The sequence below is a fragment of the Cellulosimicrobium sp. Marseille-Q8652 genome, from assembly GCF_965112045.1.
Genome location: NZ_CBCOPS010000002.1, coordinates 696475 through 710390, shown reverse-complemented (window position 1 = coordinate 710390; position 13916 = coordinate 696475). Strand labels below are relative to the sequence as shown.

Genomic DNA, 13916 nt, shown 5'->3' with positions numbered 1-13916 from the left:
CCCCGCTCCCGCGCTCCACCCGCTCCACCCGCTCCACGACCACTGGAAGGCCCCGCCCCATGAAGTTCACCGACGGTTTCTGGCACGCCCGTCCTGGCGTCGCGATCCACTACGCCCGCGAGGTGGACCGGGTCACGGCGGACGGCTCGAGCCTGCGCTCCGTCGCGCCGACGAAGGCCGTGCGGCACCGGGGTGACACGCTCAACAACCCGGTCATCACCACGACGGTGTCGTCACCGATGGAGAACGTGGTGCGGGTACAGCACGTGCACCACCGAGGCCGGCCGGAGCCGCGTCGGTTCGAGCTCGACCTCGCCGACGGGATCGGCCGCGCGACCGTGGTCGACGGCGACGGCACCCTCGAGACGGGCGACCTCCGCGTCCGGCTGTCGGTCGGCGCGTCCTGGGAGCTGTCGTTCCACGCCGACGGCCGACGCCTCACCGGATCGAGCGGCAAGTCGGCCGCGTGGGCAGACGTCGCCCACGACGCCGCGGTCGACCACGGCCCGATCGAGCTGCGCCGCGAGGGTCGCACCAGCTACGTGTTCGACCAGCTCGACCTCGGCGTGGGCGAGCTCGTCTACGGCCTGGGCGAGCGGTTCGGCCCGGTGGTCAAGAACGGCCAGACGGTCGACATCTGGAACTACGACGGCGGCACCTCCAGCGAGCAGGCGTACAAGAACGTGCCGTTCTACCTGACCACCGGCGGCTACGGCGTGTTCGTCAACGACCCCGGGCACGTCTCCTTCGAGGTCGGTTCCGAGGCCGTCGAACGGGTGCAGTTCTCGGTGCTGGGCGAGGCGCTCGACTACTTCCTCGTCTACGGCCCCGACCCCAAGACGATCCTCGAGCGCTACACCGCGCTCACGGGCCGCCCCGCGGAGATCCCCGCCTGGACGTACGGACTGTGGCTGTCGACGAGCTTCACCACGGACTACGACGAGGCGACCGTCAGCTCGTTCATCGACGGGATGGCGGAGCGGGACATCCCGCTGAGCCTGTTCCACTTCGACTGCTTCTGGATGCGCGAGTTTAACTGGTGCGACTTCGAGTGGGACGCGCGCACGTTCCCCGACCCTGAGGGCATGCTGGCTCGGCTCCACGACCGCGAGCTGCGCGTGTGCGTGTGGATCAACCCGTACATCGCCCAGCAGTCGCCGCTGTTCGACGAGGGCATGGCCGCCGGCCATCTCGTCAAGCGCCGTGACGGGTCGGTCTGGCAGTGGGACCGCTGGCAGGGCGGGATGGCGTTGGTGGACTTCACGAGCCCGGACGCGACCGCCTGGTTCAAGGACAAGCTCCGGGTGCTCGTGCGCCAGGGCGTCGACGCGTTCAAGACGGACTTCGGCGAGCGCATCCCGGTGGACGTCGAGTACTTCGACGGCTCCGACCCGGAACGCATGCACAACTACTACACGCATCTCTACAACAAGGCGGTCCACGAGGTGCTCGCCGAGGAGCGCGGCGTCGGCGAGGCCGTCCTCTTCGCGCGGTCGGCCACCGCCGGTGGCCAGCAGTTCCCGGTGCACTGGGGCGGCGACTCCACCGCGTCGTACGTGTCGATGGCCGAGTCGCTGCGCGGTGGCCTGTCGCTCGCGTACAGCGGGTTCGGCTACTGGAGCCACGACATCGGCGGCTTCGAGATGACGCCCGACCCCGGCGTGTTCAAGCGCTGGACGGCGTTCGGCCTGTTCTCCAGCCACAGCCGCATGCACGGCAGCAGCTCCTACCGCGTTCCGTGGATGTTCGGCGAGGACGAGTCCGACCCGACGAGCGCCGTCGCGGTGACCCGCACGTTCGCCCGGTTCAAGAACCGGCTCGCGCCCTACCTGGTCGCCACCGGGCACGAGGCACACCGGTCGGGCACGCCGATGATGCGGCCCATGCTGCTGGAGTTCCCGCACGACCCGGCGGTGCCGCACCTGGACCGCCAGTACATGCTCGGTCCCGACCTGCTCGTGGCGCCGGTGTTCGACGCCGAGGGGGACGTCGACGTCTACCTGCCCGAGGGCGAGTGGGCCGGTCTCCTCTCCGGCGAGCGCGTCGCCGGCGGCCGCTGGGTGCGGGAGAACCACGACTTCGACTCCCTGCCCGTGTACGTGCGCCCCGGCGGCGTGATCCCGCTGAGCGCGCACGAGGAGCGTCCCGACGCTGACCACCTCGACGGCCTCACCCTGCTCGTGAACCCCGGCGACGACGGCTGGTCGCGGACCGTCGAGGTGCGCGGCGCCGACGGCGAGTACGTCGCGTTCACCGTGCGGCGGAGCGGCGACGACGTCGTGGTCGAGTCGTCGCTCGGTGCCGGCTGGTCCGTCGCGGTCGTGGGTGGCGACCGCGCGGACGCCGCGGACGGCATCGCCCGGGTGCCGGCGTGAGCGGGACGTCCTCGGGTCCCGGCGTGAGCGTGGCCCGCCTGGGCCCGGCCTGGCTGCCGGACGCCGTGACGTCCGCCGGCGCCCGGCTCGTCCCGCCGGGCCGGGACACGGACGCCCTGCTCTGGTTCGGGGGCGAGCAAGCCGACCTGCGGGCGGCGCTGGCGTCCGCGCCCGGGACGCGCTGGGTGCAGCTCCCGTCGGCGGGCGTCGACTCCTACGTCGACGTCGGTCTGCTCGAGACGCCCGGCGTCACCTGGACCTCCGCCAAGGGCGCGTTCTCCCGTCCTGTGGCCGAGCATGCTCTCGCACTGACGCTCGCGGCGCTCCGACACCTTCCGGAGCGCGCCCGCGCGCGGTCGTGGGGCGAGCCGGCGGGGACGTCGCTGTTCGGGGCGCACGTGCTCGTGCTGGGCGCCGGCGGCATCGCCCGGACGTACCTCGACCTGCTCGCGCCGTTCGACACGCGCAACGTCGTCGTGCGGCGTCGGGCCGAGCCCGTGCCCGGCGCCGAGCGCACCGTCACCACGGAGCGTCTGCACGACGAGCTCGCCCGGGCGGACGTCGTCGTGGTCGCGGCGGCACTGACGACGCAGACCCGCGCGCTGCTCGGTGCCGCCGAGCTGTCTGTCATGAAGCCCGGCGCGGTGCTCGTCAACATCGCAAGGGGCGGGCTCGTGGACACCGACGCCCTCGTCGCGTCGCTCGCCTCCGGCCGCCTCGGTGGCGCAGCGCTCGACGTCACCGACCCGGAGCCCCTGCCCGACGGCCACCCGCTGTGGGACCTGCCCACGGCGCTGGTGACCCCGCACACCGCGGACACCCGCGAGATGATCGAGCCGCTGCTCCGCGCGCGCGTCGAGGAGAACCTCCGGCGGTTCGTCGCGGGCGAGGCCCTCGACGGTGTCGTCGACCCGGCCGCGGGGTACTGACGTGGCGCGTATCGGCACCGGCGCCGTCGAGGGCGTGGTCGTCATGGGCGTCGCGGGGTGCGGCAAGTCGACGGTCGGCAGCCTTCTCGCGGCCCGCCTCGGGCTGCGCTTCGTCGACGCCGACGACCTGCACCCACCGGCGAACGTCACGAAGATGACGGCCGGGACTCCTCTGACCGACGACGACCGGCTCCCCTGGCTCGACCGCGTCGCGGACGTGATGCGGGCCGGCGCCGACGCGGGGACACCCGTCGTGGTGGCCTGCTCGGCCCTACGGCGGCCGTACCGGGACGCGCTCCGGCGCGGCGGCGACCTCGCGTTCGTCCACCTCCACGGCGACCGCGACCTGCTCGCGGGGCGGATCGCCGCACGTGCGGACCACTTCATGCCGTCGACGCTCCTCGACTCCCAGCTCGCTGCGCTGGAGCCCGTGGCGGACGACGAGACCGGCCTGGTCGTCGACGTCGCCCAGGCGCCGGCCCGCATCGTCGACCTGGTCACGGGCTGGCTCGGCGCCGGGGTCGCCGGCTCGGAGTCAGGGCCAGCTAGTCCGTCGTCGAGACCAGGCCCACCCGGTACGCGAGCACGACCGCCTGCACCCGGTCACGCAGTCCGAGCTTGGCCAGGATCCGGGACACGTAGGTCTTGACCGTCTCCGAGGTGATGACGAGCTCTCGCGCGATCTCCGCGTTGGACAGCCCGGCGGCGAGCTGCTCCAGCACCTCCCGCTCGCGCGGGGTCAGGCTGCGCACGACCTCGTCCCTCCCGCGGCCGGACGCGTCGGTCGGCCGCACCCGCTCGGCGTAGCGGCCGATCAGGGTGCGGGTCACGGACGGGGCCAGCAGCGACTCGCCCCGGGCGATGGTCCGGATGCCGTCGACCAGCTCGGCGGGAGGAGCGTCCTTGAGCAGGAACCCGCTCGCCCCGGCACGCAGCGCCTCGTAGACGTACTCGTCGACGTTGAAGGTGGTCACCATGAGCACCTTGACCGGCGTCTCGGCGTCCGGGCCGGCGATCTGCCGCGTCGCCTCGATGCCGTCGAGCACGGGCATCCGGATGTCCATGACCACGACGTCCGGGCGCAGCCGTCGCGCGGCCTCGACCGCTGCGCGTCCGTCCGCAGCCTCGCCGACGACCTCCATGTCGGCCTGCGCGGAGAAGATCGTGACGTAGCCGACCCGTACCAGCTCCTGGTCCTCGCAGACCAGGACGCGGATCGTGGAGCGTGGCTCCAACGGCGGAACGGTCATGGGCTGCTCCTGGTCGGGGCGGTGGGGATCTGGGCCCGCACGCGGAACCCGCCGTCGGGCGTCGGGCCGGCCTCGAGGTCGCCGTCGAGGACGCGGATGCGTTCGCGCAGACCGGCGAGGCCGCGCCCGGCGGGTGGTGCTCCCTCCACGGTGGCTGGCCCGTCCGGTGCGAGGGCGCCCGGCGTCGCCACCGATGAGCCGGGTCCACCGGTGGTCACCTCGGTCTCGAGGTGCTCGGCGCCGTGGTGCACGCGGACCGTGGTCGGCCGTCCGGGGGCGTGCCTGAGCGCGTTGGTGAGGCTCTCCTGCACCACCCGGTAGGCGGCGAGCTTGACGGCGTCGGGCAGGTCGCGCCGTCCGCCCTCCTCGGTCCACTCCACCGGCTGGCCCGACCGGCGGGCCTGCTCGACGAGGTCGCCCACCCGGCCGAGAGCCGGCGCTCGCCCCGTCGGCGCCGACTCGCCAGTCGCCTCGAGCACGCCCAGCAGGTAGCGGAGCTCGGTCAGCGCGCGTCGCCCGGTGCCGCTGATCGCGACCAGCCCGTCGGCCGCACGGTCCGGCGTCGCAGGAAGGAGATATTGCGCGGCGTCGGCCTGCACGACCATCGCCGTCACGTGGTGCGTCACCACGTCGTGCAGCTCCCGCGCGATCCGGGCGCGCTCCTGCGACGTCGCGACGGCGGCGGCCAGGCGCCGGCGTTCGACCTCCTCGGCCCGCCAGCGACGCACCCCCGTACCTGCCATCCGGATCACCACCAGCACGAGGTAGAAGGCGAGGAAGACCGGGAGCCGGTTGGGCGAACCGAGGCCGGACAGCGTGGCGGCCAGCGCCACGTAGCCCCCGGTCACCAGCGCGGCGGTGCTCCGCCGGAACTGCACCTGGTGGGCGCCCGCGGTGTACAGCGCGACGTAGAGGCCGACGCTCGCGAACGTCGGCGGGTACGACAGGACCTGGTCCGCGGCGAACGCCGCGCCGACGACGGCGAGGCAGGTAGCGGGGCTACGGCGGCGGATCGCGATGGGCAAGCTCTGCGCGAGGACCAGCGTCACGGCCAGCGCGTCCGCCGGCCGCTCGGGCAGGTCCCCGAGCTCGACGCCGATCGCCGACAGCGTCGGGACGAACCCGAGGCCCGCGAGGGTCACGGCCAGCAGGACGTCCATGACGTCCTGCCGGCTCGCACGCCACCGTCGAAGCGCCGGACCGGTGCGCGAGGCCCGGTCGAGGACGGGGTTGGCGGGCACGGCCCGAGCCTACGGGCGACGGCGGCGCGCACTGACCAGCGTCCCGCGGCGCCGCGCGAGCACGAGCATCGGGACGGTGATCAGCACACCGAGCGCGACGGTCACCACGGATGCCTCGATGCCGAAGGCACCGCCGGTCAGCGCGGGCGCCCCGGAGACGTCCGCGACCAGCAGGCCGGGGGCAGCGTGACCCGAGACAGGGATGCCGAGCAGCGCGACCGTGGCGTTCCAGGCGAAGTGCAGGCCGATGACGAACCAGAGGTTGCGACGCCAGAGGAACGCAGCGCCGAGCAGGCCACCGGCCTCGATCGCGATGGCGAGCGAGCTCCACAGGGTCGCTCCCGGGTTGAACAGGTGCGTCAGACCGAAGAACAGGGCCGTGACCCCCAGCGCGACCCAGCTGCCGAGCAGGCGCTCGAGAGCCTGGAGGGCGAAGCCGCGGAACGTGAGCTCCTCGGTGACCGCGGCGCCGACGGTGACCGCGAGGATCGGCGCCACCACGGCGAGGAGGTCGACGTCGGCGACGCGGAACGTGTAGCCCCCGAGGGCCGCGACGACGGCCGCGGACACCGCGACGAAACCCAGCCCGACGGCGGCACCCAGCAGCGCCTCCGGTACGGCACGGCGGGCGGCGATCTCGGGCGTGCGGCGCCGGGCGACGAACCGCATGACCACCCGGTAGACCACGACCGCGAGCGCCGCGCCCAGCACGGGGAGCACCAGGAACGGTTCGGCCGGCGCCGTCAGACCGGCGACGACGCCGACGCTGACCACGCCGATCAGCATCCACGTCAGGGGGTGCCGGAAGAAGCGGGCTACCCGACCGCTCGGGTGGTCGTCCAGCGCGTTCGGTCGGGGTTCCGTGGTCGTCGTGCTCATGAGGGCCTCCGTCGCTGCGTGGTCGCCCGGATCGGCGACCACCAGCAACGCTAGGAGCGCACGGCCGCGAGCGAATCGCCCGCAGGTGAGCAGCCGGGGTAGCTCTCTCGGGGGACAGATCGACATCCGCCCCGGAGTCGGAGTTCGTGCGAAGCACAGACTTGGCGTAGGCGTCGGACCCCGCGTTCTGGAAACCGTCCGCGCCCCTCGCCTGGCAAGAGCTGCCCGCGAGGAAGGCGAGCAGGATCATCCTGCGGCGGCACGGCGACTTTCGCGACGACGAGCAGGCGGCCCAGCTGGCCCGGTGGCTCGTCGCGACCGCGGAGAAGTTCGCCACGGTGTTCCCCGGGTACCTCTGAACACCGGCAGTCGATCCCCGGCCTTCCAGGCTCGTGCCAGTCCTCGTCTGTGCACGAAACTCCAGACAGGCTGAGGCCCGGAGCAGCGGAATTCCGCGGCTCCGGGCCTCTGGCAGGCGATCCCGTCCGGCTCGACCGGTCCGGCGATCAGAAGTTGATCATGTGCCCCGCGAGGCCGTGGATCGACTCCTGGACGGCCTCGGACAACGTCGGGTGCGTGTGCACGTTGCGCGACAGCTCGTTGACGGTGAGGTCCCACTTCTGCGCGAGCGTGAGCTCGGGCAGCATCTCGGAGACGTCCGGGCCGATGAGGTGCCCGCCGAGCAGCTCGCCGTAGGTCTCGTCGGAGATGAGCTTGACGAAGCCGACCGGGTCACCGAGGCCGTGCGCCTTGCCGTTCGCCATGAAGGGGAACGTCGCGACCTTGACCTGGTAGCCCTCGTCGCGCGCCTGCTGCTCGGTGAGGCCGAAGCTCGCGACCTGCGGCTGGCAGAACGTCGCCCGCGGCATCATGCGGTAGTCGCCGAGCGTGAGGGTCTCCGCGCCGCCGATGGTCTCGGCCGCGACGACGCCCTGCGCCTCCGCGACGTGCGCGAGCATGAGCTTCGCGGTGACGTCGCCGATCGCGTAGATGTTCTCGACGTTCGTGCGCATGACGTCGTCGATCGCGATGGCGCCGCGCTCGGTGAGCTGCACGCCGGTGTTCTCGAGGCCGAAGCCCTCGACGTTCGGGGCGAACCCGACGGCCATGAGCACCTTGTCGACGACGAGCTCGCCCGGCTTGTCGTCCTTGACGCCCTTGTAGGTGACCTTGACGCCGTCGGTCCCGTTGTCGGTGACCGTCTGGACCGCCGTCGACGTCAGCAGCTTCACGCCGAGCTTCTTGTACTGCTTGGCGATCTCCTTGGAGACGTCCGCGTCCTCGTTGGGCAGCGCGCGGTCGAGGAACTCGATGATCGTGACGTCCACGCCGTAGTTCTTGAGGACGTAGCCGAACTCCATGCCGATGGCGCCGGCGCCGACGATGGCGATCGACTTCGGCAGCTCCCGCGTGAGGATCTGCCTCTCGTACGTGACGACGTTGTCGGACAGCTCGACGCCCGGCAGCAGGCGCACCTTCGAGCCGGTCGCGATGATCACGTTGTCGAACGTCACCTGGTCGCTCGAGCCGTCGGACAGCTTCACGTCGAGCGTGTGCGCGTCGCGGAACGTGCCGCGGCCGTCGTACTCGGTGATCTTGTTCTTCTTCATGAGAAAGTGCACGCCCTTGACGCGACCGTCAGCGACCTGGCGCGAGCGGTCGAACGCCGCACCGAAGTCGAAGGTCACGTCGCCGGACATGCCGAAGGTCTTCGCGTCGTGCGTGAAGAGGTGCGCGAGCTCGGCGTTGCGCAGGAGCGCCTTGGAGGGGATGCAGCCCACGTTGAGGCACACCCCTCCCCAGTACTTCTCCTCCACGACCGCGACCTGCAGACCCAGCTGGGCTGCACGGATCGCGGCCACGTAACCACCGGGACCTGCACCGAGGACGACGACGTCGTAGTGGGATGCCATGGCGTCAAGCCTACTGGGGCTCGGGGGGCCGCGGACCGCCACGGCGGGCGACGTCCGCCACACCCCCGGCCCTCGCGGGCAGGTCGCCGTCAGGTCGCAGGGTTGACCGCGCGCTCCCGCCGGGCGACGATGTCCGGGATGCGACACCTGCGGCTCCTCCTTCCCGGGCCGCGCTGAGCCCGCCGGGCGGGCACGCTCGGCGCGGCGGTGCCTGCGCGTCCCGGTGACGGTTCCCGGGTGAGCACGGCGAGTGCCCGACGACGAAGCCCACCTTGTCGAGGAGCCTCACCGTGGACGCCGCACATCCTTCAACCCCCGCCACTCCCCCGACCACACGGTCGTCGACCGCCGAGATCGAGGACCGCTGGCAGCGGTCCTGGGACGAGCGCGGCACGTTCCGCGCCCGCGACGACGGCAGCCGCCCCCGCCGCTACCTGCTGACGATGTTCCCCTATCCCTCCGGCGACCTGCACATGGGTCACGCGGAGGTGTTCGCCCTGGAGGACGTCGTCGCGCGGTACTGGCGACTGCGCGGGTTCGACGTGCTCAACCCCATCGGCTGGGACTCGTTCGGCCTGCCCGCCGAGAACGCCGCGATCCGCCGCGGCGAGAACCCCGCCGTGTTCACCGAGGCGAACATCGCGACGCAGGCCGCGACCGCCCGCAGGTACGGCGTCTCGTTCGACTGGTCGCGACGCCTCGAGACCCACCGGCCGGAGTACTCGCGCTGGACGCAGTGGCTGTTCCTGCGCCTGCTGGAGAACGACCTCGCGTACCGCGCGACGGCGCCCGTGAACTGGTGCCCGACCGACCGGACCGTCCTCGCCAACGAGCAGGTCGTCGGCGGCCGGTGCGAGCGGTGCGGCGCGGAGGTCGTGCAGCGCGAGCTCACGCAGTGGTTCGTCCGCGTCACGGCCTACGCGGACCGGCTGCTCGACGACATGGCCGCGCTCGAGGGCGCGTGGCCCGAGCGCGTGCTCGCGATGCAGCGCCACTGGATCGGGCGCAGCGAGGGCGCGCGCATCCGGTTCGCGGTCGTGCCCGACGGCGACCCGCACCCGGTGCGGGACCCGGAGCGCCCCGCCGTGGTCGAGGCGTTCACGACGCGGCCCGACACGCTGCCCGGGGTCACGTTCCTCGCGGTCGCGCCCGAGAGCCCGCTCGCGACCGCGCTGTGCAGCCCGGACCGCGCCGGCGAGCTGGCCGCGTACCGGGCCGCCGCGCTCGCCGCGGGCGAGATCGCGCGGGCACGCACCGACCGTGGGTCCTCGGGACTGTTCCTCGGCGCGCACGTCCGGCACCCCGTGACGGGCGAGGACCTGCCGGTGTGGGCGGCCGAGCACGTCCTGCCCGGGTACGGCACGGGAGCCGTCATGGGCGTGCCCGCGCACGACGAGCGCGACGCCCGGTTCGCGGCCGCCCACGGCCTGCCGACGGGCTCGGGCGCGACGTGGCCGACGGTCGACGACGCCGTCGAGCGGCTGGAGGGCTCGGGTGCGGGCGAGCGCGCGACGTCGTACCGGCTGCGCGACTGGCTCGTGTCCCGGCAGCGCTACTGGGGCGCGCCGGTGCCCGTCGTGCACTGCGCGGCGTGCGGCGTCGTCCCCGTGCCCGACGAGGACCTGCCCGTGCGTCTGCCGGACCTCGCCGGCGACGACCTGCTCCCCCGCGGCCGCTCGCCGCTCGCGTCCCCCGCCGCCGACGCGTGGCGGCGCGTCCCGTGCCCGCGCTGCGGGGCGGACGCCGAGCGCGACCCGGACACGCTCGACACGTTCGTCGACTCGTCCTGGTACTTCCTGCGGTACTGCTCGCTCGGCGAGGCGGCCGACGGCGCGGGCCCACCCGACGACGCGCCGTTCCGCCCCGAGGACGCCCGCCGGTGGATGCCCGCCGCGCAATACGTGGGCGGCGTCGAGCACGCGATCCTGCACCTGCTCTACAGCCGGTTCGTCACGAAGGTGCTGCACGACCTGGGGTGGGTCGACGTCGTCGAGCCGTTCGCGACGCTGCTCAACCAGGGCCAGGTGCTCAACGGCGGCCGCGCGATGAGCAAGTCGCTGGGCAACGGCGTCGAGCTCGGCGCGCAGCTCGACCGGTGGGGCGTCGACGCGGTGCGCCTCGCGATGGTCTTCGCGGGGCCGCCCGAAGACGACGTGGACTGGGCCGACGTCGACCCGGCCGCGATGCGCCGCTTCTGCGAGCGCGTGCTGCGGCTCGTCGACGCGGTCGCGGGACCGGCCGGGCCCGGCACGGGCCGCTCCGCCGACGCCGGGCGGGCGCAGGCGTTGCCCGGGACGCGTGCGCACGCCCTGCGGCGCGCCACGCACCGGACCGTGCACGACGCCGAGGACCTCCTCGAGCGGTCGCGGTTCAACGTCGTCGTGGCGCGCGTCATGGAGCTCGTCTCGGCGGCGCGCCGGGCGGCGACGGACGGCCCGGACCCGGCGGAGGACGTGGCCGCGCACCACGCCGCCGTCCGCGAGGCCGCCGAGGTCGTCGCCGTGCTGCTCGGCCTGTTCGCCCCGTACACCGCCGAGGAGGCGTGGGAACGGCTCGGGCACGCGCCGTCGGTCGCGGAGGCGGCGTGGCCCGACGTCGACCCCGGACTGCTCGTCGAGGACACGGCCGAGGCCGTCGTCCAGGTCGACGGCAAGGTGCGCGGACGGCTCACGGTCGCCGCCGACGTCGACGAGGCGACGCTGCGGGACCGCGCGCTCGCCGTGCCGGGCGTCTCCCGGGCGACCGACGGGCGCGAGGTGGTGCGCGTCGTCGTGCGACCGCCGCGGCTCGTCAACGTCGTGACGCGCGCGTCGCGCGGATGACCGCCGACGCGCGAGCTCGTCTGCGACGGATACGATGCTGCGGCCGCGTCCCGACACGACCAGCGGACCCGCCCGCGGCACCTCGGGCCCGCGTACGGAGACCACCTCATGGCCGTCGGACTCGCTGCCCTCCTGGACGACATCGCGGCGTTCGCCAAGCTCGCGGCCGCCTCCGTCGACGACATCGGCGCGGCCGCCGGGCGCGCGAGCGTCAAGGCGACGGGTGTCGTCATCGACGACACGGCCGTCACGCCGCGCTACGTCGAGGGTCTGGCCGCGAAGCGCGAGCTGCCGATCATCCGGCGGATCGCCACGGGGTCGCTGCGGAACAAGCTGCTGTTCATCCTCCCGGCGGCGCTGCTCCTCAGCCAGTTCCTGCCCTGGCTGCTCACGCCGCTCCTCATGCTCGGCGGGACGTACCTCGCGTTCGAGGGCGCCGAGAAGCTGTGGGAGATGGTCTCGGGCAAGCACCACGGGGCGGTGGACGACGCGGCCGCGAAGAAGGCCGTCGACGAGGACAAGGTCGTGTCGAGCGCGGTGCGCACCGACTTCATCCTCAGCGCGGAGATCATGGTCATCGCGCTCAACGAGGTCGCCGACGAGGGCTTCTGGTCGCGCGCGATCATCCTCGTCATCGTCGCGGTCCTCATCACCGCGGTCGTCTACGGGATCGTCGCGCTCATCGTGAAGATGGACGACATCGGGCTGCACCTCGCACGCCGCCGCACCGGCTGGGTCCAGTCGTTCGGGCGCGGCCTGGTCACCGCGATGCCGCGCGTCATGTCCGTCATCTCGACGGTCGGCATCGTCGCCATGCTCTGGGTGGGTGGCCACATCCTCCTGCAGGGGACGTACGACCTCGGGTGGCACGCGCCATACGACCTCCTCCACGTGCTCGAGGACGCCGTGCACGGCGTGCCGGGCGTGGGCGGGTTCCTCGCATGGCTCGTCGACACCCTGGGTTCCGCGATCGTCGGCGTCGTGGTCGGCGCGGTCGTCGTGGCCGTGATCCACCTCGTGCAGCACCTGAGGCACCGGCGCACCGCGCCGGAACCCGAGGCGAGCTCGTCGCCCGAGGCGTGAGGGCCTCCCCGCCGCCTCGGCACGCCCGTCCCTGATTGGATGGGGCGATGGACTCCGGCACCTGGACCAACATCGCTCTCGTGCTGCTCTTCGTCCTCGTCGGCGGCGTGTTCGCCGGCACGGAGATCGCCCTCGTCTCCCTGCGCGAGAGCCAGGTGGCGCAGCTCGAGAAGCAGTCGGAGCGCGGTGCGCGCGTCGCGGCGGTGGCACGCGACCCCAACCGCTTCCTCGCCGCCGTCCAGATCGGCGTGACCGTCGCGGGGTTCTTCTCGGCCGCCTACGGCGCGTCGACGCTCGCCCCGGACCTCGCGCCGGTGCTCGAGGGCCTGGGCCTGCCGGAGCCGCTCGCGTCGACCGTCGCGCTCGTCCTGCTGACGCTGCTCGTCGCGTACCTCTCCCTCGTGCTCGGCGAGCTCGTGCCCAAGCGCGTCGCGCTCCAGCGCTCGGCGTCGGTCGCGCTCGCCGTCGCGCCCCCGCTCGACCGGTTCGCGACGCTCATGCGTCCCGTGATCTGGCTCCTGTCGCGGTCGACGGACGCCGTCGTGCGGCTGCTCGGGGGGAACCCGTCGGCGCGCGGCGAGGAGATGACCGAGGAGGAGCTGCGCGAGCTCGTCCTCGCGCACGAGGCGCTGCCGGAGGACGAGCGCCGCATCCTCGACGACGTCTTCGCCGCCGGCGACCGGTCGCTCGCCGAGGCGATGACGCCGCGCGGCGACGTCGCGTTCCTCTCCGGTGACGAGACGCTCGCCGACGCAGCCCGCACCGTCGCCGCCGGGCCGTTCTCGCGGTACCCCGTGACCGGAGAGGACTTCGACGACGTCGTCGGGTTCCTCCACGTGCGCGACCTGCTCGGGCGCGACTGCCCGGACCATCCGGAGCGGGACCCGGGGACCGGGCTCCCCGTGCTCGTGCGCGACGTCGTGCGGCCGATCCTCGAGCTGCCCGCGACCAACACGGTGCTGCCCGCGATGTCGCGCATGCGGAGCGAGGGGGTGCACATCGCCGTGGTCGTGGACGAGTACGGCGGCACGGACGGCATCGTCACGCTCGAGGACCTCGTCGAGGAGCTCGTCGGGGACATCCGCGACGAGTACGACCCGGACGACACACCGCCGGTGCCCGAGGACGGCGAGGCGACGAGCGTCGACGGCGGTCAGACCATCGAGGAGCTCGCCCGCCGTACCGGCATCGCGCTGCCCGACGGGCCGTACGAGACCGTCGCCGGATTCGTCGTGGCCGAGCTCGGGCGGCTCGCGGAGGTCGGCGACCACGTCGACGTCGCGGGTCGTCGCCTCACCGTGACGCAGGTGTCGCGCCGCCGGATCGTCCGCCTCGACATCACCCCCGCCCCGCTGAGTGCATGAAATAGTCGCGATCGGTGCCCTCTCGCGCGACTATTTCATGCACTCAGGCGGTGTCGGTGG

General features: G+C 73.0%; 10 protein-coding genes. 6 read left to right on the top strand and 4 right to left on the bottom strand.

All coding sequences use genetic code 11. The annotated features are described in order from the left end of the window. Nucleotides 1–59 precede the first annotated feature (59 nt). The 3 genes from yicI to ACWPWV_RS12975 are packed head-to-tail and all read left to right on the top strand — an operon-like array spanning nt 60 to nt 3953. Nucleotides 60–2375: an alpha-xylosidase gene (gene yicI, locus ACWPWV_RS12985; protein WP_454043389.1), complete on the top strand. Its 2316-nt coding sequence runs from the start codon at nt 60–62 to the stop codon at nt 2373–2375. Further along, complete coding sequence (locus ACWPWV_RS12980) at nt 2372–3304, top strand: NAD(P)-dependent oxidoreductase (RefSeq protein ID WP_454043388.1); 933 nt, start codon at nt 2372–2374, stop codon at nt 3302–3304. The genes yicI and ACWPWV_RS12980 overlap by 4 nt, the downstream gene beginning before the upstream one ends. Before the next feature lies 1 nt (nt 3305). Continuing rightward, entirely contained in the window at nt 3306–3953 is a 648-nt protein-coding gene (locus tag ACWPWV_RS12975; RefSeq protein ID WP_454043387.1) for a gluconokinase, read from the top strand. Here ACWPWV_RS12975 and ACWPWV_RS12970 read toward each other — a convergent pair. From ACWPWV_RS12970 to lpdA, 4 genes are all read right to left on the bottom strand, one after another. Continuing rightward, nucleotides 3850–4554, bottom strand: coding sequence for a response regulator (locus tag ACWPWV_RS12970; RefSeq protein WP_454043386.1), 705 nt, complete (start codon nt 4552–4554; stop codon nt 3850–3852). The genes ACWPWV_RS12975 and ACWPWV_RS12970 overlap by 104 nt on opposite strands. Continuing rightward, the gene (locus ACWPWV_RS12965; RefSeq protein ID WP_454043385.1) at nt 4551–5795 is read right to left on the bottom strand and encodes a sensor histidine kinase; all 1245 of its coding nucleotides are present in this window, start codon (nt 5793–5795) and stop codon (nt 4551–4553) included. Before ACWPWV_RS12965 ends, ACWPWV_RS12970 begins: the two co-directional genes overlap by 4 nt. A gap of 9 nt (nt 5796–5804) precedes the next feature. Beyond that, entirely contained in the window at nt 5805–6674 is an 870-nt protein-coding gene (locus ACWPWV_RS12960; RefSeq protein WP_454043384.1) for a CPBP family intramembrane glutamic endopeptidase, read from the bottom strand. Between the two features lie 506 nt (nt 6675–7180). Further along, complete coding sequence (gene lpdA / locus ACWPWV_RS12955; RefSeq protein ID WP_454043383.1) at nt 7181–8587, bottom strand: dihydrolipoyl dehydrogenase; 1407 nt, start codon at nt 8585–8587, stop codon at nt 7181–7183. Nucleotides 8588–8877: 290 nt separating this feature from the next. Between lpdA and ACWPWV_RS12950 the strand changes: the two genes are divergently transcribed. From ACWPWV_RS12950 to ACWPWV_RS12940, 3 genes are all read left to right on the top strand, one after another. Further along, nucleotides 8878–11409 (top strand): leucine--tRNA ligase, encoded by a 2532-nt coding sequence (locus ACWPWV_RS12950; RefSeq protein ID WP_454043382.1) that lies wholly within the window; start codon nt 8878–8880, stop codon nt 11407–11409. A gap of 108 nt (nt 11410–11517) precedes the next feature. Beyond that, complete coding sequence (locus tag ACWPWV_RS12945) at nt 11518–12492, top strand: DUF808 domain-containing protein (protein ID WP_454043381.1); 975 nt, start codon at nt 11518–11520, stop codon at nt 12490–12492. Between the two features lie 47 nt (nt 12493–12539). Beyond that, nucleotides 12540–13856 carry a hemolysin family protein gene (locus ACWPWV_RS12940; RefSeq protein WP_454043380.1) on the top strand — a complete coding sequence of 439 codons (1317 nt, stop codon included), beginning with the start codon at nt 12540–12542 and terminating at the stop codon, nt 13854–13856. Nucleotides 13857–13916: the final 60 nt, after the last annotated feature.

Excerpts from the sequence above, each read along its gene's own strand:
- ACWPWV_RS12940 (WP_454043380.1), top strand. The coding sequence starts at position 12,540 with ATGGACTCCGGCACCTGGACCAACATCGCTCTCGTGCTGCTCTTCGTC.
- lpdA (WP_454043383.1), bottom strand. The coding sequence starts at position 8,587 with ATGGCATCCCACTACGACGTCGTCGTCCTCGGTGCAGGTCCCGGTGGT.
- ACWPWV_RS12945 (WP_454043381.1), top strand. The coding sequence starts at position 11,518 with ATGGCCGTCGGACTCGCTGCCCTCCTGGACGACATCGCGGCGTTCGCC.
- ACWPWV_RS12970 (WP_454043386.1), bottom strand. The coding sequence starts at position 4,554 with ATGACCGTTCCGCCGTTGGAGCCACGCTCCACGATCCGCGTCCTGGTC.
- ACWPWV_RS12960 (WP_454043384.1), bottom strand. The coding sequence starts at position 6,674 with ATGAGCACGACGACCACGGAACCCCGACCGAACGCGCTGGACGACCAC.
- yicI (WP_454043389.1), top strand. The coding sequence starts at position 60 with ATGAAGTTCACCGACGGTTTCTGGCACGCCCGTCCTGGCGTCGCGATC.